This is a genomic window from Saccharibacillus alkalitolerans (assembly GCF_011090185.1).
Classification (GTDB): Bacteria; Bacillota; Bacilli; order Paenibacillales; family Paenibacillaceae; genus Saccharibacillus; species Saccharibacillus alkalitolerans.
In genome coordinates this window covers 316,992-339,782 of the sequence record NZ_JAAFGS010000002.1, presented here as the reverse complement: position 1 = coordinate 339,782, position 22,791 = coordinate 316,992, and the positions used below count along the sequence as shown (strand labels likewise).

Annotated in this window: 17 protein-coding genes; 10 read left to right on the top strand and 7 right to left on the bottom strand. The window is 58.1% G+C overall.

Annotated elements, in window-relative coordinates; all coding sequences use genetic code 11:
- Positions 1-53: 53 nt before the first annotated feature.
- Together GYN08_RS07110 and GYN08_RS07105 are read right to left on the bottom strand one after the other, a co-directional pair.
- Positions 54-893 carry a 1,4-dihydroxy-6-naphthoate synthase gene (locus GYN08_RS07110; RefSeq protein WP_166273480.1) on the bottom strand — a complete coding sequence of 280 codons (840 nt, stop codon included), beginning with the start codon at positions 891-893 and terminating at the stop codon, positions 54-56.
- On the bottom strand, positions 890-1,588 hold the full coding sequence (locus tag GYN08_RS07105) for a futalosine hydrolase (RefSeq protein WP_166273478.1): 699 nt from the start codon (positions 1,586-1,588) through the stop codon (positions 890-892). Before GYN08_RS07105 ends, GYN08_RS07110 begins: the two co-directional genes overlap by 4 nt.
- A gap of 207 nt (positions 1,589-1,795) precedes the next feature.
- Here GYN08_RS07105 and GYN08_RS07100 point away from each other — a divergent pair, with 207 nt between their 5' ends.
- The 3 genes from GYN08_RS07100 (at position 1,796) to GYN08_RS07090 (ending at position 6,111) form a co-directional block, all read left to right on the top strand.
- Complete coding sequence (locus GYN08_RS07100) at positions 1,796-2,314, top strand: mismatch-specific DNA-glycosylase (protein ID WP_166273476.1); 519 nt, start codon at positions 1,796-1,798, stop codon at positions 2,312-2,314.
- A 175-nt stretch (positions 2,315-2,489) separates the two neighbouring features.
- Positions 2,490-4,910 (top strand): bifunctional diguanylate cyclase/phosphodiesterase, encoded by a 2,421-nt coding sequence (locus GYN08_RS07095; RefSeq protein WP_166273474.1) that lies wholly within the window; start codon positions 2,490-2,492, stop codon positions 4,908-4,910.
- Between the two features lie 310 nt (positions 4,911-5,220).
- Positions 5,221-6,111: an aldo/keto reductase gene (locus tag GYN08_RS07090; protein ID WP_166273472.1), complete on the top strand. Its 891-nt coding sequence runs from the start codon at positions 5,221-5,223 to the stop codon at positions 6,109-6,111.
- A 132-nt stretch (positions 6,112-6,243) separates the two neighbouring features.
- Here GYN08_RS07090 and GYN08_RS07085 read toward each other — a convergent pair whose 3' ends face one another.
- A complete protein-coding gene (locus tag GYN08_RS07085) occupies positions 6,244-6,549 on the bottom strand; it encodes a hypothetical protein (RefSeq protein ID WP_166273470.1) in 306 nt (101 codons plus the stop codon).
- A 505-nt stretch (positions 6,550-7,054) separates the two neighbouring features.
- On the opposite strand from GYN08_RS07085, the gene GYN08_RS07080 reads away from it, so the two are divergent.
- Both GYN08_RS07080 and GYN08_RS07075 read left to right on the top strand, forming a co-directional pair.
- Positions 7,055-8,209 carry a polysaccharide deacetylase family protein gene (locus tag GYN08_RS07080; RefSeq protein ID WP_235945973.1) on the top strand — a complete coding sequence of 385 codons (1,155 nt, stop codon included), beginning with the start codon at positions 7,055-7,057 and terminating at the stop codon, positions 8,207-8,209.
- 345 nt (positions 8,210-8,554) lie between these two features.
- A complete protein-coding gene (locus tag GYN08_RS07075) occupies positions 8,555-9,826 on the top strand; it encodes a methyl-accepting chemotaxis protein (protein ID WP_166273468.1) in 1,272 nt (423 codons plus the stop codon).
- Between the two features lie 204 nt (positions 9,827-10,030).
- Here GYN08_RS07075 and GYN08_RS07070 read toward each other — a convergent pair whose 3' ends face one another.
- Positions 10,031-10,951: an AEC family transporter gene (locus GYN08_RS07070; protein ID WP_166273466.1), complete on the bottom strand. Its 921-nt coding sequence runs from the start codon at positions 10,949-10,951 to the stop codon at positions 10,031-10,033.
- 291 nt (positions 10,952-11,242) lie between these two features.
- Here GYN08_RS07070 and GYN08_RS07065 point away from each other — a divergent pair, with 291 nt between their 5' ends.
- Positions 11,243-12,037, top strand: a complete 795-nt coding sequence (locus GYN08_RS07065) for a DUF4261 domain-containing protein (protein WP_166273464.1) — start codon at positions 11,243-11,245, stop codon at positions 12,035-12,037.
- Here GYN08_RS07065 and GYN08_RS07060 read toward each other — a convergent pair.
- From GYN08_RS07060 to GYN08_RS07050, 3 genes are all read right to left on the bottom strand, one after another.
- On the bottom strand, positions 12,031-13,146 hold the full coding sequence (locus GYN08_RS07060) for an MFS transporter (RefSeq protein ID WP_166273462.1): 1,116 nt from the start codon (positions 13,144-13,146) through the stop codon (positions 12,031-12,033). The genes GYN08_RS07065 and GYN08_RS07060 overlap by 7 nt on opposite strands.
- Positions 13,147-13,345: 199 nt before the next feature.
- Complete coding sequence (locus GYN08_RS07055; protein WP_166273460.1) at positions 13,346-13,921, bottom strand: TetR/AcrR family transcriptional regulator; 576 nt, start codon at positions 13,919-13,921, stop codon at positions 13,346-13,348.
- A 228-nt stretch (positions 13,922-14,149) separates the two neighbouring features.
- Entirely contained in the window at positions 14,150-15,187 is a 1,038-nt protein-coding gene (locus tag GYN08_RS07050; protein ID WP_166273458.1) for a PocR ligand-binding domain-containing protein, read from the bottom strand.
- Between the two features lie 274 nt (positions 15,188-15,461).
- Between GYN08_RS07050 and GYN08_RS07045 the strand changes: the two genes are divergently transcribed.
- The 4 genes from GYN08_RS07045 to GYN08_RS07030 all read left to right on the top strand — a co-directional run bounded on the left by GYN08_RS07045 (position 15,462) and on the right by GYN08_RS07030 (position 22,603).
- Positions 15,462-16,598: a glycerol dehydrogenase gene (locus tag GYN08_RS07045; RefSeq protein ID WP_166273456.1), complete on the top strand. Its 1,137-nt coding sequence runs from the start codon at positions 15,462-15,464 to the stop codon at positions 16,596-16,598.
- Between the two features lie 30 nt (positions 16,599-16,628).
- Positions 16,629-18,389 carry a dihydroxyacetone kinase subunit DhaK gene (gene dhaK, locus GYN08_RS07040; RefSeq protein ID WP_166273454.1) on the top strand — a complete coding sequence of 587 codons (1,761 nt, stop codon included), beginning with the start codon at positions 16,629-16,631 and terminating at the stop codon, positions 18,387-18,389.
- A gap of 136 nt (positions 18,390-18,525) precedes the next feature.
- A complete protein-coding gene (locus GYN08_RS07035) occupies positions 18,526-20,655 on the top strand; it encodes a serine aminopeptidase domain-containing protein (protein WP_166273452.1) in 2,130 nt (709 codons plus the stop codon).
- A gap of 127 nt (positions 20,656-20,782) precedes the next feature.
- On the top strand, positions 20,783-22,603 hold the full coding sequence (locus GYN08_RS07030) for a sensor domain-containing diguanylate cyclase (protein ID WP_235945968.1): 1,821 nt from the start codon (positions 20,783-20,785) through the stop codon (positions 22,601-22,603).
- Positions 22,604-22,791 lie beyond the last annotated feature (188 nt).

The window sequence follows — 22,791 nt, the reverse complement described above, 5'->3', positions numbered from 1 at the left end:
TCTTTTACTGCATGCGGGGTACCCGCAAATGATGAATCGGCCGGCATCGGATATCAATAGCCGGGCTGCAGCAGCTTCTCGTCGAACGCCGGCACCAGGCCTTCGCGGGCCGCGCGGGTCAGCAGCGAACGGATCGCCGCGTAGCCGTCTTCGCCGAGATCGGCGGTGAACTCGTTGACGTAGAGCGCGATATGCGAATCGGCGACGGACGAATCCATTTCCTGCGCGTGCTCCAGCACGTATTCGCGTGAAGCTTCCGGATGCTTCCAGGCGTATTCGACGGAAGCGCGCACCCATTCGGCGATCGGTTTCGGATCGACGGCGCCGCGCTTGGCGATGATCGCGCCGAGCGGGATCGGCAGGCCGGTATCGGACTCCCACCAGTCGCCCATGTCGGCGAGCTTGTGCAAGCCGTAGTTCTGATACGTAAAGCGGGCTTCGTGGATGACGAGTCCGGCGTCGATCTCGCCGCTTTGCACGGCCGGCATGATCTTATCGAACGGCATGACGACCACTTCTCCGATGCCGCCCGGAATGCTTTGCGCCGCCCAGAGGCGGAACAGCAGGTAAGCCGTCGAGCGTTCGCTCGGCACGGCGATGCGCTTGCCGGACAGGTCCGCCGGCGACGCGGCGTCCTTCGTCAGAACGAGCGGGCCGCAGCCGCGGCCCAGCGCTCCGCCGCAGGGGATCAGGGCGTATTCGTTCAGCACCCAGGGAAGGGCGGCGTAAGAGATTTTCATGACTTCGGGACCTTCGCCGGCCGCGGCCCAGTTGTTGGTGATATCGATATCGGCATACGTCACTTCAAGCTCCGGCGCGCCTTCGATCAGGCCGTGCGTCAGCGCGTGGAATACGAACGTGTCGTTGGGACACGGGGAAAATGCGATCTTCAAGCGAACAACACCTCCGGTAAAATTGAGCTTGCCATGCGAAGCGCGCCCAGCGCTTCGCCGATCTTCCAGGATTCGCGGTCGCGCGGGCCGACCGCGTTCGAGATCGCCCGCAGCTCAAGCGCGGGCAGCCCGAACTGCCGGGCGGCTTCCGCCACGCCGAAGCCTTCCATGCCTTCGGCCGCCGCGCCGGGCACGCGCGCGGCAAGCGCCTGCGCGCCCGCAAGCGTGCCGGTCGTCGTGGCGACCGTCAGCACCGGCCCGAGGCGCGCGTCCAGGCCGGCGCCCCGCAGCGCGCAGGCCAGAGCGGCCGAGACTTCGTCCTCGGCCGGAATCACGGACGAGCCGAAGCCCAGCTCGTCCACGGAAATAAAGCCGTCCGGGCTGTCCGAGCCCAGATCGGCCGCAACGATTCGGCTCGCGACGACGAGCGAGCCGATTTCCGCCGCGCCGGCGAAGCCTCCGGCAATGCCGGCGCTGACGACGCGGGCGTAGCCGCCGCCCGCCAGCGCGCGCGCCGTGCCGGCGGCCGCCGCGGCGACGCCGACGCCGGCGGCGACCACGTCGAAGCGCTCATCGCCGTTCAGGCCGGCGAGCACCGCTTCGCGCTCCGCCTCGACGGCGGTCACGACGAGCACGCGCGGCTCGGCCGGGCGGACGCCGCCGGCTTCGTTTAGGTTCTGCTGCGGCTGGTACATTCGATCGACTCCTTGTATGATGATAAGGGCTGTTCATCATAAAGATTTGAAACAACCTATTCGTTAACGGTAACTCTAAAACTAACGATTGTAAAGCGACTGCCGGATGCCGAAAGACATGCCGGAAAGCGGGCTCCGCACGGAACGTCGTTTCCTGTCGGGCCGGCTTTGCTTTGCGGTCGGCCGGAAAGGGGAGTGCCGGCCGCCATGCCGGAAATCAACGATCATCTGGACCACGGGCTGTCCGTGCTGTTTATCGGCTTCAACCCGAGTCTCCGTTCGGGAGAAACCGGGCATCATTATGCCAATCCGCGCAACAACTTCTGGCGCATCCTCGAAGAATCGGGACTGACCCCGCGGCGCTACTCGCCCGCGGAGGACGGAGAGCTGCTGAAACTGGGTTACGGCTTTACGAATATCGTTGCCCGCCCGACGCGCGGCGTCGAAGATATCGCGCGCGAGGAATACCGCGAAGGCCGTAAGATTCTGCGGGCCAAGCTGTCGTCGTATCTGCCGAGGGTAGCCTGCTATGTGGGCAAGGGAGTCTATACCGAATTTACCGGCCGCAGACAAGCGCCTTGGGGCTTTCAGCCGGAGTCCGCCGTCGACGGCGTCGTCGACTTCGTGGCTCCTTCTTCCAGCGGGCTCGTCCGTATGCCCATGAGAGAAATCGTGGAGATTTATACCGAGCTTCGCTTCTATCTCGAGGACGAGCTGAAGCATTGAACCGGGGGACAGAAGCCGACGGGACCGCCCAAACCGGCATATGCAGGCTTGAAAAAGGACCGACTGCCGGAATTTACCTGTCCGAAGGACGGGAAAATGCCGATATAACAGATAGCTTAATCCGTCTGTCGACCAAGATCGTCAGATAAGAGGCAGGGCTCGAAAGGGGAAACACATGGAAATTGCACAGGGCACATATAACCTCGGACTGGTCGTTGTTTCCTGCATCATATCGGTACTCGCGTCGTACGCGGCGCTGAACCTTGCCGGCAGAATCCACTTGGCGCACGGAAAGTCCCGAGCTTTTTGGCTTGCCGGAGGCGCGGTGTCCATGGGCCTCGGAATCTGGTCCATGCATTTCGTCGGCATGCTGGCTTTGGAGCTGCCCATGCGGATGACTTATAACATTCCGCTCATCATTCTGTCGATGATCATGCCGATTTTCGTCTCGTTCATCGCGCTCTGGACGGTGAGCCGGCAAAATCTGACCTGGCGTTCTCTGCTCATCGGCGGGCTGCTGCTCGCTTCGGGCGTGGTCGATATGCACTATACCGGAATGGCTTCCATGGCGATGAAAATAAGCTACGATCCCTGGCTGGTCGCCCTCTCGGTCGCGGTCGCGGTCCTTGCCTCCATCGCGGCGCTGGCTCTGATGCGCGAACTTCGCCGAGAAGGGAGACGGCTGCCGGTCAAAGTGGCAAGCGCGCTCGTTATGGGGGCGGCCATTGCCGGGATGCACTATATCGGCATGGCGGCAGCAAGCTTCCACGTTCATGAAGGACATATTCCGGAATTCGGAGGCAGTCAAGTCGATACGAACAGCCTGGCGCTGATCATCGCGCTGAGCAGCCTGCTGCTGATCGGTTTCACGATTTACGGCGCGTTTATCAACAGCCGCCTGAATCAGAAGGACAAACTGATTCGGCGGCAGGAAAAATGGTATAGAGCGCTGTACGAGAACAACGTCGACGGCATTATTTCCATCGATACCTCAGGCGAAATCGCGGACATCAACCCTGCGATCTTGGATCTGACCGGCTTGAAGCGCGAAGATTTCGTCGGTCAACCGGTCGAAGTGCTGCGCCGATTTTTCGATCCCGAGGCGTACCGGCAGGTCCGGGTTCGGCACGGCGAAGCATCCTTATCGTCGGCGCTGGCTTACGAAACGCAAATTTCGCATCCGAACGGGCGGACCATTCAGCTCGGCGTCGTCAGCGTTCCGGTCAATCTGGAAGGGGGCATTACCGGAACCCATATTATCGTGCGGGACATCACCCGGCAAAAAGAAACGCAGGCGCGCGTCGAACATTTGGCTTATCACGACGAGCTGACCAATCTGCCGAACCGCCGTCAGTTCGACGCGACCGTCCAGGAACGGATCGAGCGATCGCTCGGCACGGAGCGGTTGGCCGTGATGGTGCTCGACATTGACCGCTTCAAGATGATCAACGACTCGCTCGGCCATGCCTACGGCGATACTTTTCTTCAGAAAGTCGCGCAGCGGATCGGCGAAGTGATCGATCCGTCCAAGGCGGCGCTGTCGCGGATGGGCGGGGACGAATTTGCTTTGCTGTGCCATTCGTTTGCATCGGACGAAGAAGTCGCGGAACTGGCCGGGCGGATCGTTTCGATCCTTCAAGTTCCTTACACGCTGAAAGACAACGACTTTTACGTCAGCGCAAGCATCGGCATCGCCATGTACCCCGAGCACGGCGAAACCCGCGAAGAATTGATCAAGAACGCCGACTCGGCCATGTACGAAGTGAAGCGCGGAGGGAAGAACGGCTATCGTTTGTATTCGGCGGAGCTGGACGACGAGCTCCTGTTCAAGATCGAAGTCGAAGCCGATCTGCGCAAATCGATCGAGCGCGGCGAGCTGGAAATTCACTATCAGCCTCAGTACCGGATGCCGGACCGCGAACTGATCGGGATGGAAGCGCTGCTGCGCTGGCGTCATCCGGTTCGCGGGATGATTCCGCCGGGACGCTTCATTCCGATCGCGGAAGAAACGGGACTGATTATCGAGATCGGCAGTTGGGTGCTTCGCGAAGCGTGCCTGCAGGCCAAAGCCTGGCACGACGAAGGCCGGGCTAAAGTTCCGGTGTCGGTCAATCTCTCGACCCAGCAGTTTCACCAGCCCGACCTCGAGTTCGAAATCGAACGCATTCTGGCGGAGACCGGTCTGGATCCCCAGTACCTCGAACTCGAAATTACGGAAAGCATGATGATGGACGCTTCCGCGTCGATCGATATCCTGAATCGGCTGAACGGGCTGGGGATCCGTCTCAGCCTCGACGATTTCGGGACGGGTTACAGCTCGCTCAGTTACCTCAGCGTACTGCCGATCAACCGGCTTAAGATCGATCGCTCGTTCGTCATGCGGCTCGAAGAAAGCGGGAGCGAGCAGGCGATCGTCAAAACCATCATTGCCATGGCTTACAGCCTGGGCATGGATGTCATCGCCGAAGGCATCGAAACGGAAGGACAATTGGAGATTCTCACCGGGCAGCGCTGCTTGGAGTTTCAGGGTTATTACTTCAGCCGCCCGGTTCCTCCTCATCACCTGTTCGACGGAGAGACGCAGCGCGGAGCCTAAAGGCTCCGCCAGGCTGTCGAGAAAGTTACTTCAGCGCGGGAAGCGAGAAGACTCCGAGAGAAATTCGTTCCGGTCGCGTGTTGAAATCGAGAAAAAGATTAAATGTTAAGCGGAATTTTCTCGATTTCAAAGGCGAACGCTGTCGCTCCTTCACTGAATTTCTCTCTACGTCTTCTCGCTTCCAGTTACGCTAGATTTTCTCGACACGCAGCGCGGAGCCTAAAGGCTCCGCGTTTTGGTTTGCCTCCGTTTTTGGTTATAGTTGGAGGGAAGGCCCGGGCGGCCGATCAAGCGAAAGAGGGGATGCGCGATGAACCGATATTCGGCGGACGAGATCCGCGAGGGATTGAACAGCCGGACCGTCCGATTGGCGGACGGAACGGAACTTCCGGCAATCGGCCAGGGGACCTGGTATATGGGCGAGGACGCCCGGAAAGCGCGGCAGGAAGTCGAGGCGCTTCAGTTGGGACTGGACCTCGGAATGACGGTGATCGATACGGCGGAAATGTACGCAAACGGAGGCGCGGAGCGCATTGTCGCGCGCGCGATCAAAGGAAGGCGCGACGACGCCTTTCTCGTCAGCAAAGCGCTTCCGAGCCATGCGGGACGCCATTCGATCGTTAAAGCTTGCGAAGACAGTCTGCGCCGTTTGGAGACGGAGTTTATCGATCTGTATCTGCTGCATTGGCGGGGGAACGTGCCGCTTGCCGAGACGGCGGAGGCGATGGAGAGACTGAAGAAGGACGGGAAGATCGGACGTTGGGGAGTATCCAATCTGGATACGCGGGATATGGAAGAGCTGTCGGAGACGCCGGACGGCGGCGGATGCGAGATCAATCAAGTGCTGTACCACCTGGGCTCGCGAGGCATCGAATACGATTTGCTTCCCTGGCAGCGCCGCGCTTCGATGCCGATCATGGCTTACTGTCCGCTGGCGCAGGGAGGCTCGCTGCGCCGCGAACTGATGGACCATCCCGAAGTTCGACAGATCGCACAGCGATTGTCGGCCGCGCCGGCCCAAGTGCTGCTGGCCTGGGTCATCCGAAGCGGCGACGCAGTGGCGATTCCGAAAGCGTCCGATCCGGATCACGTGACCGAGAATGCCTCAGCCGCGCTGATTGAACTGACCGAAGAGGACCTGAAGCGCCTGGACCGCGCCTTCCCGGCACCGGGGAGAAAAGTCCCGCTCGATATCGTCTGAACGGCGAAAATCCGGCGGACGAAGAACTTCTTAAATTTTTGACATCATAACAAAAAGACCCGGCTTCCTCATGAAATGCGGAAGTCAGGTCTTTTTGCTTGGCAAACGTCGCGGCTGTCTCCTCATAGGCAGTTAACCCTGGACGCCGTCTTTATAATGTTTGCTCCAGTTCTTGTCGCCGGTGTGCAGCACGTCTTGTACCGTTTTTTCCAGCGTGGAGAGCAGGTCGGCCTTGATTTGCGACACTGTATCGAAATAGACGCGCTCTTCGTTTCCGTTGATTCTTTCTCCGTAAATCGCGAGAGCGGCATTGTCGCAACGATGTTTTTCGACGAGTTGATCAATCGACTGGAGTGCGTGCTCTACATAGGCCGAAATGCCCTTGTGTTCTTTCGGGAGCAGGTCTCGCAGTTCTTGTACACGGTTTTGCATTGGCATGATGGGTCACCTCTTTGATGAATGTAAATTTACAATATCACATTTTCACAAAATATTCATTAATTTTTCCTTAAATCTATTTTTACATATGATTAAAGGGATAAAACCAATGAAAATAAGGAAAATGCAGCTTGGGGAAAACCGGCTTAGCGTCAGGAAAGGTCGATTTTTGAAGTTTTTAAAGTGTCTAACTTGTGTCTAATTGATATTTCGGTTGGTTGTTTTCATTTGTTTATAGTTTTTCGCTGCTTGGTAGATAAAAATTTTAGGACTATTTTACTAAAAAGCCCCAGGCTCGAAAAAACGCGAATTTTCTAACAATCTGTAACTTTTTTTAACCGCGATGTAAAGACATGCCGCCCGGCCAATCCCTATACTTGGACGCAGGAGTTGGAACCGGGCACAGCGATGAAGCACCCGTACGAAAATTCCGTAGCATCCGGACAGACGGCCGCCGAAACGGCAATAACGAGCGGCCCCCCGGAAAAAAACGGAGGTAGGGACAATGAAAAGCTTCGATTGGAAAAGGATTTGGAAAAGCGGAGGGCTTGTCTGTCTGACAGCGCTGCTGCTTCTGGCGGCGGTGCCGCGGGCGGAAGCGTCCGGCGTTCGCGAAATTCCGCTGGGTTATAATGACGAATTGACGGGCATCAAAGCGGAAATGAAGGACGGCGCCTTGTACGTCCCGCTGCGCGAAACGTCGAACAAGATTCATCTGGCGGTCAGCGGCACGAACGAAAAGATCGTACTCACGGGCAGCAAGCATCGCATCACGATCGTTCCGGGCGCGCAGGAGGCGATCAGCGGCGGTCAAACGGCCCCGCTCAAGACCTACGTCAGCGCAGGTCGCACGATGATTCCGGCTTCCCTGCTTAAGAGTGCTTTCCATTTCGGCGTCGCTTACGATGCCGGCGTGCCCGTGGTTCGGATCACGAGCGGCAAGCAGAAGCTCAGTCTTCAGGATTTCGTTCTGCAGAACCGCGGCACGGAGGACGGCGGCCGGGGCAAGACCGAAGACAAGCCGCAGCAGCAGAAGCCGGTTCCGACTAAGCCGATTTACTTGACCTTCGACGACGGACCGACGGCGCATACCGGCGAGCTGCTCGATATTTTGGACAAGTACGGCGCGCGCGGCACGTTCTTCATGCTGGGGCCGAATATCGCTTCTTACCCGAACGCGGTCAAGCGTCTGGTGCAGTCCGGGAACGCGGCGGGCCTGCACGGCATGACGCATGTCAAAAGCAAATTTTACGCTTCTCCGGCTTCCGCTTTGAAGGAGATGGAACAGGATAACGCAGCGCTGCGCAGCGCGGCGGGCATCGACACGACATTGATCCGGACGCCTTACGGCAGCAAACCTTATTTCACGGAAGCTTACCGCAACAAAATGATGTCCGCGGGATTCCATTTATGGGATTGGAACGTCGATTCGGAGGACTGGAAGTACAAGACCGATCACAACAAGGTCATCCGAAGCGTACTGCAGCAGATCGAAACGGTAGAAAAACAGGGAACGGTCCCAATCGTGCTGATGCACGACCAGCCGGCGACGCTCAAAGTGCTGCCGGAAGTGCTGAAGACGCTCAAAGCCGAAGGCTTTACGTTCGAAGTCATTGACGGTCAAACGACTCCGGTCAACTTCTGGCACGACAAACGTTAATCGTATCGGAATGGGTCCTTTCGTGAAGAAAGGGCCTATTTTCTTTTGCCGAAGGGGTTCAAACCGCCCGGTCAATGTGGGATAATCGTCTCGGGTTGAAAAAAGGAGATCGTGATTGGCACCGGAGGCACGCAGGGGGCGTGTAAGGAAGGAGGATAAACAAATTTGTTTTTTTGTTAATTGAAGCGTTTACAAATTCGATATAAAGAATAACAAGCGGGTTTGAAGAAGGCCGAAAGCGTCTGTTCCGGGGGGGACGGCGGAGACCGGCCGGAATCGGCGTCCCGCGCGATTGTCGATCGCGGAGGGCGGAACCCGGAATCGAAGAGTTGGGGGACATTGCAGATGAAGTGGAATCTAGGAACCAAAATGGTCGCCGGTTTTGTTTTGATTTCCGGCGTGACTTATGCGACAAGCGCTTTTTTTATTTTCTTTTTGAAAGCTTATATCGCTCCTTCGATGGCCGATTGGCTGTACACGGTCATCATTTTGCTGCTGGGCGTCTTTTGGAGCGGGGTTCTGGGCTGGCTCGTCTCGAAACTGCTGACCAAGCCTCTCGTTCGGCTCGCCAAGACGGCGCGCGAAGTCTCGGACGGGAACTTGGCCGTCGACGTGCCCGTTCGCGGGACGCAGGACGAAATTACCGTTTTGAACGACGCGTTTCGCCAAATGGTGGGCAGTCTGCGGGATATGGTTGAAGATATCGCTTCCGGTGCGGGAGTGACTTCCGAGAACGTGCGCATGATGAGCGCCGCCATTTCCGAAGCCGCCGATCAAATCGAGGAAATCTCGGGCGGCGTCGATCGGATTTACGAAGGGGTCGAGCATCAGCAGCAGTCCACGGAAAGTTCGCGCCGCAATGCCGACGAAATGCTCGAAGCGTTTCGCGGCATGAAGCACAGTTCGGAAGAAATGATCGGCCTGTCCGGCGGTATGGAAGACTCCGTTCGCACGACCCGCGACATCTTTTTTTCGCTTCGGGAGGGAATGGACGAGCTCGCCGCTTCCAGCGTCCGCTCGGAAGAGATGGTTCTTCGCCTGGAACGCGAAGCCGCGGACATCGAAGTCATCAACCGCTCGATTCGCGATATCGCCGAACAGACCCATCTGCTCGCGCTGAACGCTTCGATCGAAGCGGCGAGGGCCGGCGAACACGGTTCCGGATTTGCGGTCGTGGCGCACGAAATTCGCAAGCTGTCCGAACAGAGCGCGGATTCCGTCGGGCAGATCGGCGATCTGATTCGCCGCATTCAGGATCAGGTTCGCGATACGGTGGCGCTGATCCAGCAGCAGGGCGAACGGGTAACGCGCGAGGCGCAGCATACCGGCGCCGTCGAAGAGAAGCTTGAACTGCTGGGAGCCGCGGTCGACAGCATGGTGTCTTCGGTGCGCAGCATCGAAACGATGATCTCGCAGCAGACCGGCCGCGTAGACCTGGCGCATCGTCACGCCGGCGAAATCAGCGAACGGGCGATGCTGTTCGCGGAAGAAGCCAAACGAATTTCCAGTTCGATTCACGAAGAGACGGCGATCATGCAGGAACTGTCCTCTTCGTCGGAAGAACTGAACCGCATGACCGGACGTCTGCTCGACAAGACGACGGCATTCCGCATGTAAAAGCCGGAGGCCTCCTGGCGGCGTGCGCGCGATCCGCGCGGCGTCGTCCATCCGAAGACCCGTATCCGAACCAAAAATCCCGCAGCGGATAGACGGACGTAAAGTCCGCCGCTGCGGGATTTTTGCGTTCGGCAGCCTGCGCGTCAAGCGAACTGTTCCATTGTAGCGGGCTCGGGGCCGCGGAGCTGTGAAGGATGTCTCAGTCTAGAGGCCCCGGGCGACCGTAATGAGGATAGTGACCGTGACAATATTGAGAATCGTCGAGACCAGTACCGTCTGGGCGGCGAAATCCGGTTCGTTGCGGTATTCTTCGGCCAGAATGGAAGAATTGACGCCGGTCGGCATGCCGGAAGCGATTAGCAGCGCCTGCGCCGGAAGCCCTTCGAGACCGAGCGCCAAAATAAGCAGGTAACCGATAACGGGAGCCGCGATCAGCCGCAGAATCATGCTGAAATAAATATCGAGCCGGCCGAGCCTCAGCGGATATTTGACGATCTGGGCGCCGAGCGTGAGCAGGGCGACCGCAACCATCGAATTTTGAATATAGCCGAGCGGCTGCGTAACGAAATTCGGCAGAGGCACGGAAAAGACGTGAAATACGAATCCGAGCACGAGCGCGTACGGGACCGGCATTTTCAAAAAGCCGATCAGGACGCTGCGATAGTTTCCGCTCAGCTTGGCTCCCTGAATCGAGATGACGCCGTACGTAAACGTCAGCAGACTCTGGAACGACATGATCAGCGCCTGGATCGAGGCCGCAAGCGGCGCGCCGGCGAATACAAGCTGATTGATGGGCAGCCCGTAGTTGCCGGAGTTGTCCAGCAGAACGCTGTTCGTGAAGGCTGCTTTCATGCCGCCCGAATATTTCAGCGAACGGGTTAGCGCGAACGAAATCAAGTAAAGTACCCCGATATAAAGGCTGTAAAAAAGCGCCACGCTGCCGAGCAGCTCGAACGAAATATTGGATTGATACAAGCTCATAAAAACGACGGCGGGCGTAATGTAATAGAAGTTTATTTTGGACAGGGTATACAGGTCGAGTCGAAACAGCCGCTGCATCAACGAGCCCGCGATAATCAGGACGAAGACAGGCAGTACGACGTTAAGCAAAATCTGGACAATCATCGGAGGCTTCATCTTCTTTCGATCGGGTTTTCGCCGAAAGGCGAATCGTGTTCCATTATAGCACCAATACGCGCGGCGGAGTGCCGGACGGCTGCGGGAATGAAAACGATTCGGGTGCCGATTTGCCTATTATTTTCCGTGTGAGCTTTAGACTTTTGGTTATTAACCTGCGCTGTAGGACGGCATTTCTTAAGTCTCCGGCAGGAGTTGCGCTTTTTTGGGCTGATTTTTGCCAGGTAAAGGGTAAATAAATATTTGATTATACATATAATTTTCCGAAAAGGGGGCATCATGATGGAATTGTTCGAACGCTTCGGTGAGGAACGGAAGCGAAACAAGCGCAGCAAGCGTCCGGTCGAAGCCGGACAGTCGCTGCTCGGCTTCGTGCTGCTGCGCGAGCGGGAATGCGATTTTCCGCGTTTCATCCGCAATCTGAAAAACGATTGGGATCTCGGAATTTCCGCGCTGCCGGAGCACGGGATGATGGAATTCGAAGCCGACGGGTTGACGGTGACCTGCTCGCTGGTACGCGCTCCTCTTCCCGGCGACGAAGTGGAAGAGTGCTGCAGCGTCAACCCGCTCTGGCCGGAAGCCGCGCAGTCGATCGACGGCTACCGCGCCCATGTGATCGTATCGGTATCCGGAATCGCCGATCCGCTCGGCGGCCATGTGCTTTTTACCCAGGTGCTGTGCAGCATGCTGAAGCAGGAGCACGCGCTGGCTCTGTATATGTCGCCGATGGTCGTGTCGGCCGAGGCATACGTCCAAAACGCCATGCTGCTTAAGGAAGGCGAACTGCCGGTGCAGCTGTGGGTATTCGTAGGGCTGTACGAGGAGGAGGAAGGCGTGTCGTCCTATACGGTAGGGCTTCGCAATTTCGGGCACGAAGAGATCGAAGTGCTTCGTTCGCGCCGGGATCTGGCCGATGTGTTCGAGCTGACGTTCAACATCGCGGGTTACATCGTGGACTGCGGCGCGACGCTGCGTGACGGCGAAACGATCGGATTTTCCGTGGAGCAGCGTCTGCCGCTGAAGCTGTCGCCGGGCATAGCGGTCGAAGGGCAGTCGATCAAAATCGGTTATTGAGAAATATTTCGGACAGGCGGTTTAATGGCGAGTCCCGCCAGCGAGACGGCGGCAAAGATCAGGAAAGTCTGATCGTAGCCGACCGCTTCGATCAAGCCGCCGGCTGTCCATGAACCGGCGGCTTGGCCGACGCCGAGCGCCAGGAAAGAGAGGGAGATCTGCGCCGCCGCGGCTTTCGATGCGCCTGTCCCCCACAGAATGAACAGTCCGGTCAGGAACATATAGGCGGCTCCGAAGGAAGCGGCCGACAACAAATTGATCCAAGGCGACGCCAAAGGGACCGCGGCGATCGAAAGCGACAGAAGCAGAACCCCCGCGGCATAAGCCCGGCGCAGGCCGAATCGCCGAACCGCCTGCCCTCCCAGGCCGCCCGCGAGCCCGGCGACGCCGATCGCGATCCAGTACAGCGATGACGTCTGAGCGGAAACGCCTTGCTCCGACTGCAGGTGGCTCATAAAATAAGTCCAATAAACCGCGGAGCCGGCTCCCGTCAGCAGGGAGGCGGGGAGAAGAAGTCCGGAGCGGCGCGCTTCCTGTACCAGTTCTGTCCGTGCGGGCGCCCTTCCCGAACCGTATGGGACTCTTTTTGCCAGCGCCGCGATGACGAGCAGGCCGATCAGGGCGAACAAGCCGTAAGCGCCGCGCCAATGCCCGGCCAGCAGCAGCGCCGCCGGTCCCGACACGGCGATTCCCAGACTGGTTCCGCTGTTGAGCCGCGCGTTCAAACCGTCGCGCCGCGCCTCTTCGACGCTCTCGCCGACGAGATGCCCCAATGCGGGAGATACCCAGCCCGTGCTGACGCCTGCGACGAACAAACCGGCTGCCAGCCAGTACGGGCCCGGAGACAGCGCGATGCCGGTCAATCCCGCAACGGCAAGCAGAGCCGTAAGCAGAAGGGTCCGTTTCGTTCCGGCAATTCGCAGCGCGAAAGAAGCGGAGAGCAGGCCTGACGCATACGCGGCGTAGCTGAGGGCCTGCATCAAACCGGCCGCCGCGCTGCCGATTCCGAGCTCTTCCGAGATTTCGGGCAGAAACAAGCCGAAAGCGAACCTGGCAAATGCGTAACAGAGCGCGACTAAGGCCATTCCGGGGAGAAGGATCGATTTCATAGTTCTTCGCCTCTTTCTTTTTTGAAAAATTTAGATAGAACGATCACTATATTTTGTCCAAAAAAGCAGCACCTTAAAAAAGAGATCAGGTACCGCTCCCCTCGTCCCGCGAATCCCCATCCCGCGGGGCGCGGCAGGCATCCCGCCGGCATCGCGGAGGACGGAGGGCGCAGAATCGGTCGCGCGGAACCGCTCAAAACTAGGGCTTGCTGCGCGAAGCGCCCGCCGGGGGAAACAGCAGCTCGGCCATGGTGACCAGCTCGCGCGCGACCGTATCCGCACTCTCGCTCTCGGCCAGAGCCGTCGATCCTTCCAACAGGAGGCAGAGCCGCAGCGTTTCTTCCGGGGAACGCAAAGGATCCGAAGCCTGAACGAATTCCTTCAGCCGACGCTTGTGGCCGTTCGCCAATTCGACGATCGGATGGTCGGGTTTCGAACCGTATTCCTCTTTGGCGCGCAGAAACAGGCAGCCTTTGGAGGAATGGTCGGTCAGCCAGCGGGCGTGGGCGACCGCGATCCGCACGAACGCGGAGTCGGGATGCTCGCCGTTGTCCCGAAGATAAGTATCGAAGAACGTCAGATGATCCATATACCGTTCTTCGCGGCGCTTCAGCACTTCCGTCGCAAGCTCGTCTTTGGAACCGAAATGGTTGTATAAAGTCATTAAGGCGATGCCCGAGTCGCTTACGATTTTTTTCAATCCGATCGAATGAAAGCCATGATCGTAAAACAAAATTTCGGCCATGTGAAGCAGGTCTTCTTTTTTTGTGCTCATGTCGATACCTCCATAAATAGATAGAACGATCACTCTACTATAACTCATAACCCGAAATAAAGACCCGCGACACGCGAAAAGCCGCCGAAATTGTTCGGCGGCGCAAGTTTCCGGCACGCTTACGCTTACGGGCTCACCCACAGCGACGGATTGCCGAAGCTGCGGTCGAGCTTTCCGCTGAACCAGCGGCCGTTGGCTCGAAGACCGGCATCGATTCGCCGTTTTTCGTTACGATTTATAATACTTGCGATATACGGCGGGCGTGATTTCTTCGTACTTTTTGAACGTTTTGATAAAGTATCCCGGCTCGTTGAAGCCCAACTCGCCGCTGATCTGCGCCACCGGCATGTCCGTGTTCTCAAGCAGCTGCTTCGCCCATTTGATCTTCAGGCGGGCCGTATAACCGGAATAGCTTTCTCCCGTTTCTTTGGCGAACAGGCGGCTGAAATAGCTGGGACTGATATGGCAGAGTTCGGCCATCTTTTTCAGCGGGACGGATTCGCTTTTGTGCGCATACAAATAATCGAAAGCGGGCTTCAGCACCGGGTTGGCGCATCGTTCGCCCTCTTCTTCTTCGGCGCCCAAATAGGCTCCGGCCAAAATATGGGTCATTTCCTTGCGCACGTTCTCCAGATTTTTCATCGTATAGCCGGGCAGAATATCGGACAGACGTGGAGAGGCGCCGGTGCCGGAAGAAGACGCTTTTTCGAACATTTCCACGATCAAATTTTTGTTCAGCGCCTCTTCCACGATATAGCTGCACAGCAGCGAGAGCATGCCTGCGATCGTGACGATTTCCTGGTAGGACATGACGGGAAGGTCGGCGTAATGGTCCTTCAGCTTTTCCCATTTTTCGCTGTACAGTTTGCGGTTCTTGGACGTCAGAATTTGTTCCAGTTCGGCCGAACCGGAAGGATCGGAGAGCCGGACCTGTCCAGCCATGACGGCGCCTATGTATTTGTCGTCGATGATGACGGGAACCGCGATATCGATGATGTTGTAATGGCAGAGATAGATGTAAGGTTTATTCGAACGGACCGCTTCCAGCCCGCCGCGCGAATCGCATTTCTGGCAGTAGGGCAGCAGGTCTTCGTCCTGGCGCACTGCTTTGCAGAACGACTGGCAGCCGCTGTGGCTGGTGACGGCGTTGCCTTTGTAATCAACGGTCAGAATCGCCAGCTTGGTGACGGAGGCAAGGGAATCTTGAAGGCGCTCCCATTTTGGCAGATCGAAAATTTTTTGAATGCTGAGGTGTTCGCCGATCACGGGGATTCCTTCTTTCGGAAATGGGATTTTGAACACTGATTAATGATAAAAAGAAGTTGTAAGCGATGACAAAAAGGTGCCATTTCGCAGGCGAAGTACATTAAATTACGATTGCAGATTATAATATATTGCTCTTAAAGTCCAATGTAAACCTAAAATTTGTGGATTATCATGGAGGAAAGCGCGGCCAAGACACAATTTAGCCACTTTTATCGCACTCTTCAGGCACCCGGTCACGGCCGGCACATTCATTTTATAAACGGAGGGAATTATTATGAGAAAAGCTTTTATCAGCCCGTCGAAGTATGTACAGGGAGAAAACGAACTGCTGAATCTGGGTTACTTCGTCGGCTCGTTCGGCAAGTCGGCTCTGCTGATCGCCCATCCGGACGACGCGGCGCGCGTCAAAGACAAGCTCGACGCTACCGCGGAGAAGTTCGGAGTCACTTTCGTTGAAAGCGGTTTTATGGGCGAATGCTCCCGTCAGGAAGTGGCGCGTCTCGAGCGGATCGCGGCGGAAAACAACTGCGACTGCATCGTAGGCCTCGGCGGAGGCAAAGCGATCGACGCGGCCAAGTGCGTGGCGAAAGGCGAGTCGCTGATCATCTGCCCGACGATCGCCGCGACGGACGCGCCGACCAGCCACTCCGCCGTGCTGTACACGCCGGAAGGCGCGTTCGACGATTATGCGTACTTCAAGCAGAGCCCGAGCGTGGTGCTGGTCGACACGACCGTCATCGCGAACGCGCCGACGAGATTCCTCGTCTCCGGCATGGGCGACGCGCTGTCCACGTATTTCGAAGCCCGCGCGACGTCGCGTTCGTACTCGAAAGTCAACGCGGGACTGCCGAGCGGCGTCCGCGAAGGGCTGACGGCTCCGGCGTTCGGCACGAACGCGGCCATGGCGCTGGCGACGCTCTGCTACGAGATGCTGCTGCGCGACGGATTGAAGGCGAAAGCGGCCTGCGACGCGAACGTCGTGACTCAGGCGCTGGAAAACATCGTCGAAACGAACATCCTGCTGTCGGGTCTCGGCTTCGAAAGCGGAGGCCTGGCGGCCGCCCACGCGATCCACGACGGCCTGACGGCGCTGGAAGGCACGCACCATTACTTCCACGGCGAAAAAGTGGCGTTCGGCACGATCGCGCAGCTGGTGCTGGAGAATGCCCCGACCGAAGAACTGAACCAGGTGATGGACTTCTGCCTCTCGGTCGGTCTGCCGGTCTGCCTGGCGGATATCGGCGTGGAGTCGATGACCCGCGAAGAGCTGCTGGAAGTGGCGGAAAAAGCCTGCATCCCGGAAGAATCGATTCATGCCATGCCTTTCCCGGTTACGGTAGAAGAGGTGGCGGCAGCCGTTCAGGCGGCCGACCGAATCGGCAGCGCGTACAAAGCGTCCAAAGGGCTTTAAGCCCGGAAGAGAAAGAGGAGGGTTCACGTTTTGAAAAAAGTCATCAACAAACCGGAAGATCTTGTTATGGAAATGTGCAGCGGGCTTGCGCTGGCGCATCCCGAGCTGGAATTCGTGCAGAAATATAAAGTGATCAAGAAAAAAGAACCGAACGCGAACAAAGTCACGCTGATCAGCGGCGGGGGCAGCGGCCACGAACCGGCGCACGCCGGCTTTGTCGGCAAAGGGATGCTGGACGCGGCGGTCTGCGGCGACGTATTCGCTTCGCCTTCGCAGATTCAGGTGTACCAGGCGATCAAAGCGACCGCCGGGGACAAGGGCGCGCTGCTCATCATCAAAAATTACAGCGGCGACATGATGAACTTCAAGAACGCCGCCCATCTGGCGGGCGAAGACGGCATCGAGGTCGATTACGTCCGCGTCGACGACGACATCGCCGTCGAGGACAGCCTCTATACCGTCGGACGCCGCGGCGTGGCGGGCACGGTGCTCGTGCACAAGATCGCGGGCGCCGCGGCCGAAGAAGGCCGCAGCCTGGCCGAGGTCAAGGCGGCCGCCGAGAAAGCGGCGGCGAACGTGCGCAGCATCGGCTTCGCGCTGACGTCCTGCACGGTGCCGGCCAAAGGCACGCCGACGTTCAAACTCGGCGAAGACGAGATCGAATACGGCGTCGGCATTCACGGTGAGCCGGGCATCCGCCGCGAGAAGATGGTCACGGCCGACGAGCTGGCGGCTCACACCGTATCGGACCTGATCCGCGACATGAAGCTCGCGGGCGGCGAAGGCGAAGAGATCGCGCTGCTGATCAACGGCTTCGGCGCGACTCCGATGCAGGAGCTGTATCTGTTCAACCATGCCGTCACGCGCGAGCTGACGGAGAAGAAGATCAAGATCAACCGTACGTTCGTCGGCAACTACATGACGAGCATCGACATGGCGGGCATCTCCGTCACGTTCATGAAGCTGGACGACGAGCTGAAAAATCTGCTGTCGAGCGAAAGCGACGCGCCGGCGTTCAAAGTGTCCGGTCCGGTCGCGCCGCCGGCTTACGAAGAACTGCGCCGTTCCGGCGCGGACGATCTGCCGGCTTCGTTCAAGGTCGAGACGCCGGAAGAATACGCGAAGGTATCGGGCGATAAGATTACCCTGGGCAACATGATCTACCTGATCGACAAGATGAGCGAGGTCATCATCGAGAACGAAATTCCGTTCTGCGAGCTGGACTCGCACGCGGGCGACGGCGACTTCGGCATGAGCGTCGCCAAAGGCTTCAAGCAGCTCAAGCGAGAATGGAAAGACATCCTCGCCCATGAAGACAAGTCGATCGGCGGTTTCCTGAACGAGTGCTCGCTCGTCATCATGGAATACTGCGGCGGCGCTTCCGGGCCGATCTGGGGTTCCGCGTTCCGCGCGGCCGGACGCTCGGCGGGCGACAAGACGGAACTGGACGTCTCCGGGTTCGCGGAGCTGATGCAGGCCGCCGTGGCCGGCATCCAGTCGACCGGCGAGCGGTCTTTCGGCCGCGGGGCGGTCGTCGGCGACAAGACGCTGATCGACGCGCTGGTTCCGTGCGCGGACGCCTGGACGGCGAGCGCGGCTGCCGGTGACGACGTCAAAACGGCGTTCGCCAAAGGCGCGGAAGCGGCCGCGACGGGAGCCAAAAAGACGGAGGAGATCGTGGCGCGCATGGGCCGCGCGGGCGCGGTCGGCGAGCGCAGCATCGGGTATCCGGATGCGGGAGCGCACGCTCTCGGCGTGATCTTCGCGGCGCTGTCGGACAGCTTGAAGTAAGAAGAACGAATAAGCGGGAACGCAAATAAAAACAAGGGGCGGCGGTACGGCTGGAATCCGGACCGCCGGTTTTTCTCCTGCCTTCATAAGCGACATTTCATAGACTGATGCGATCCAATCGCGAGGAGCCGAATTTGTGAAAACGATATCCAATCTGTTCAAGAAACCGACGGGCCTGCTGGCCTTGTCCCTGGTTCTGATTCTGCTGGGCAGCTGGCTTGCCGGCATGTTCAACACTTCTTTTTATAAAGTGAACGTCAAGGAAATCTCGTTCAAAGCCGACCACGGCACGCTGAACGGTCTGCTGTACATGCCGAAAGGAGCGGGCCCGGACGATCCCCGTCCGGTCATCGTGACTACCCACGGCTATCTCAATACGAAAGAAATGCAGGACGCGCCGGCGATCGAAATGTCGAGACGCGGTTACATCGTGCTGGCGCTCGACATGTACGATCACGGCGATTCGCGTTGGGACGGCGATATCAAGGTCGGCGAGCAGTTCTCGACGTTCTGGATCTACTCCCAGTTCGACGCCGCCAAGTATATGTACGACCAGCCTTACACGAAAAAGGACGAGAACGGCAACGCGTACCTCGCGGTCAGCGGCCATTCCATGGGCGGCTTCTCCACGCTGCTCGCCATGTACATGGACGAAATGAATGCGCTTCAAGCCGGGCACCGAATGATCTATACCGGGATCTCGGTCGGATCGGACTTCTCTTACGCCGCGGCCGTCGCGCCGCAGGATCAGCTGACGGCCGCTTACGGCAGCCGCACGGTCGGCATGATCGCCGGCCGTTACGACGAGTTCTTCTTCAATAAGTCCGACGAAGAGAAGACGGCCGAAGAGAAAGAAATCGTAGGCACCGTCATGCGCAAAGACTTCGCCAAAACGCTGTCGGGACGCGCCTTCCTGGGACTCGGTCCGGACAGCGCGGAACAAGCGCAGGCCGGGCGGTATTATACGGTCGACTCCGGCGACGTGAAAGTCGAAGATCAGATCGTACGTCCGTCGCAGGGCGGCGAACGGATCATTTACACGCCGAACCAGACGCATCCGTGGAATCATTTCTCGCCGGAGACGACCGGTCACCTGATCGACTTCTACGCCCACGCGTTCGAAGGCGTCACTTCGCCGAGCCAGACCGATGCCGGCCTGTCGTCCGGCAATCAGATCTGGTGGCTGAAGGAAGCGTTCAACTTCGTGGCCATGATCGGCTTCTTCCTGATGATCGTGCCGCTGTCGGCGCTGCTGCTCCGTCTGCCGTTCCTGAAAAAAGCGGTCACGACGGTGACCGCTCCTCTGGCCAAGCCGCTGCGCGGCGGACAGACGGCGGCGTATTGGATCGCGATCGTGTTCAGCGCGCTGATTCCGGCGATCCTGTTCCCGACGCTGATGGACAAGCAGGCCGGAGGACTTCGCGTCCTGACGATCGTCGCGATCGCGCTGCTGTTCGTGTCGATCGTGTCCGCCGTCGTCGGCTTCGTATCGGGCCGCAAATCCGCGGCGATGAAGCATGTCGGCATCGGAGGCGCCGTGCTCGCGATCGTATCCGCCGTCCTGTGGATTTTGTTCGCCAAGGCGGACGGCATCGTGCCGCTGAGCCCGTTCTTCAACGAACCGACGACGAACCAGATCGTCTACTGGGCGCTGGTGTCCGCTTCGATCACGGCGTTCATCACGTTCGCGTTCTATTACTTCAACAAGAAGCGTTCCGGCGCGAGCTTCGGGGATTACGGCATCAGCCTGAATCCGGTAACGATCGTCGCCAGTCTGTGCACGGCGGCTCTCGCCGTCGCGGTCGGCTATCTGCTGCTGTTCGCCGTGCAGGCCGTGTTCGGCACGGACTTCCGCATTTGGACGTTCGCGGTGCGCACGTTCACGTTCGAACATTTCGTGACGGCGCTGCGCTACATGCCGTTCTTCCTGATCTACTATTTCGTCAGCGCGATCGCGCTGAACGCGGATACCCGTTCGCGCAGAGGAGGCTACGCGCTTGCGATCTTCCTGAACGTGGGCGGCCTGATCCTGTGGCTCATCGCCCAGTACGGACTCGATTTCGCCCGCGGCGTCGCGCTCTATCCGGACCAAAATCTGAACGGCATCCTGCTGTTCGCCCTGGTTCCGGTGCTTATCGTCGCGGCGATCTACGCCCGCAAGCTGTTCGAGAAGACGAACAACGTCTGGCTGCCGGCCTTCGTGAATACGATTCTGTTCACTCTGGTGACAGTCGCGAATACGGTCATGTTCTGGAATCTGGTTTAATCCCTACAGGTCTTATCGAAAGCCGCCGCATTTTTGCCGGCGGCTTTTCTTGTTTTTGCTAAAAAAAACACCCCTGCCGGCAGATATAAATAACGTGGACAGCAAATGCTTGGCGGAGGCAGATAAGATGAATAAAATGCTGCAGGACCTTTTGCGGGGCAAAAAGTTCGTAGGTTCCAATCTAATCAGAGTCAATATCCTATTCATGATTATATTCGCGTTGAATGTCATTTTCGGGTTCGGCTACATGGCGCATTCCGTACGGGCCGATTATCAAAAGGTACGGCAGGCGGCCGATCTGCGCATTCAGCTGCTGATGCTCGAGAACGCGCTGATCGACCAGGAGACGGGACAGCGGGGCTTCCTGCTGACCGGAGACGTGCAGTTCCTCGAGTCGTTCGACGAAGGCGTGCAGAAATACGCCAAAGTCGCCGCGGGCCTGTCGAACGGGAGCGAAGGGGTAAAGGAATATCCCGATTTGCAGGAAAAAGTCGCCGCCCTGATCGAGGAAGGAATAAAGTGGAAGACCGAGTACGGAGATCCGCAGGTCCGAAAGATCGTGGCCGGCGGAACGATTACGAAAACGGAACTGCTGAGCGGCAAGCAGCAGTTCGATACTTTCCGGGCGGCGGAAGAAGATACGCTGAAAATCGTCGAAAAACTGCGCGATGATCGCCGGGCGGTCATGCTGCGCAATCTGTATTACTTGTTCGGCGCAGTCGGAGCGATATTCATCGTGGTCCAGTTCATCATGCTCTTTTATCTGCAAAAAGGATTGACCCGAATTACCCGGCCGATCATCCAGCTGGACGAAGCCGTCGCTTCGTACGAAGCGGGCAATATTCATTCCGGGCTGCCGGCCTATCGCGAAGACAACGAAATCGGTCGTCTGGTAGGCAGTTTCGGTATGATGCACGAAGAGATGGCCAGGGAGAAGGTTATCTTGAAAGAAACCTACCGGATGATCAATGTGCTGAATCAGACGCGCAGCATCGAAGAAGCTTACCGGGTGACTTTGGATTCGATCCGGTCGCTGGTTCCCTGCGATCGGGTCTCGGTCATCACCCAGAACGAAAAATACGGGTTTTCGATCAAAGCGCTGTTCGAGCACGATTCGTTTACCCGGCAGGACATTCCGCTCGGCGGAGAAGAAGGGGACGTGTACGATCTGCTGCGCGGCGGATTTTCGATGATTCATGCCGACTGGTCGCAGTACCGGGCCAAGGGCGTCATCACGGATAAACTGTACGAGAACGGAATTCGTTCTTCCATGCATATCATTTTAAGAAAAGAAGTCCGGATTTTCGGCGTGCTGAACCTGATGTCCAGCGGCAGGAACGCTTTTTCCCAACAGGATAAGGAACGCCTCGAACTGCTGGCCCCCATGATCGTCACGGCGCTGGAAAACGCGACGGAAACGACCCGGATTCGGGAAATGGCTCTGCACGATTCGCTGACGGGATTATGGAACCGCAGACATTTCGATCATTCGCTGGAGATGCTCGCGGACAAATACGGACAGAGCGAACGCGATAATCCGTTCAGCCTGATCCTGCTCGACGTCGACCGGTTCAAATTGTTCAACGACACATGGGGACATCCGGAGGGCGACCTTGTGTTGAAGCATCTGGCCAAGCGGCTTGAAGACTGCGTCGGTCCGGGCGATATTCCGGTGCGTTTCGGCGGGGAAGAATTCGCTGTGCTGCTGCCCGGGACAAGGCTGGAAGAAGCGAGACTTACGGCCGAGCGAATCCGGGAAAAGCTGGAATCGGAATCGCCTTCGCGCAAATACAAGATTACGGCAAGCTTCGGCGTAGCCGAATGGGGCACAGGATTGGATCGGCAGGGGCTGATCGAAGCGGCCGATCAAGCCCTTTATCAAGCCAAGGAGTCCGGACGAAACCGGGTATGTGTCCACCGTCCGGGAAAAGGCGGAGAACTCGCTTAAGAGAACGGTTAGCCGCCGTTCCCGCAACCTCGGAACGGCGGCTCTCTTGAAGGAAACAGCGGATTCGAGGGCGAACGACAGGGCAAAGACAGCCTAGGCAGCATGCGGGCTGTCTTTTTTTGCCGTTCAAAGAAAACGGTTGCGGCAGGGATACGCGGGGCGACCTCGAATGTTTAAGGCACACGCAT

Coding starts and splice junctions, on each gene's coding strand:
- GYN08_RS07105 (WP_166273478.1), bottom strand. CDS start 1,588: ATGTACCAGCCGCAGCAGAACCTAAACGAAGCCGGCGGCGTCCGCCCG.
- GYN08_RS07100 (WP_166273476.1), top strand. CDS start 1,796: ATGCCGGAAATCAACGATCATCTGGACCACGGGCTGTCCGTGCTGTTT.
- GYN08_RS07095 (WP_166273474.1), top strand. CDS start 2,490: ATGGAAATTGCACAGGGCACATATAACCTCGGACTGGTCGTTGTTTCC.
- GYN08_RS07090 (WP_166273472.1), top strand. CDS start 5,221: ATGAACCGATATTCGGCGGACGAGATCCGCGAGGGATTGAACAGCCGG.
- GYN08_RS07085 (WP_166273470.1), bottom strand. CDS start 6,549: ATGCCAATGCAAAACCGTGTACAAGAACTGCGAGACCTGCTCCCGAAA.
- GYN08_RS07080 (WP_235945973.1), top strand. CDS start 7,055: ATGAAAAGCTTCGATTGGAAAAGGATTTGGAAAAGCGGAGGGCTTGTC.
- GYN08_RS07075 (WP_166273468.1), top strand. CDS start 8,555: ATGAAGTGGAATCTAGGAACCAAAATGGTCGCCGGTTTTGTTTTGATT.
- GYN08_RS07070 (WP_166273466.1), bottom strand. CDS start 10,951: ATGATTGTCCAGATTTTGCTTAACGTCGTACTGCCTGTCTTCGTCCTG.
- GYN08_RS07065 (WP_166273464.1), top strand. CDS start 11,243: ATGATGGAATTGTTCGAACGCTTCGGTGAGGAACGGAAGCGAAACAAG.
- GYN08_RS07060 (WP_166273462.1), bottom strand. CDS start 13,146: ATGAAATCGATCCTTCTCCCCGGAATGGCCTTAGTCGCGCTCTGTTAC.
- GYN08_RS07055 (WP_166273460.1), bottom strand. CDS start 13,921: ATGAGCACAAAAAAAGAAGACCTGCTTCACATGGCCGAAATTTTGTTT.
- GYN08_RS07045 (WP_166273456.1), top strand. CDS start 15,462: ATGAGAAAAGCTTTTATCAGCCCGTCGAAGTATGTACAGGGAGAAAAC.
- GYN08_RS07030 (WP_235945968.1), top strand. CDS start 20,783: ATGAATAAAATGCTGCAGGACCTTTTGCGGGGCAAAAAGTTCGTAGGT.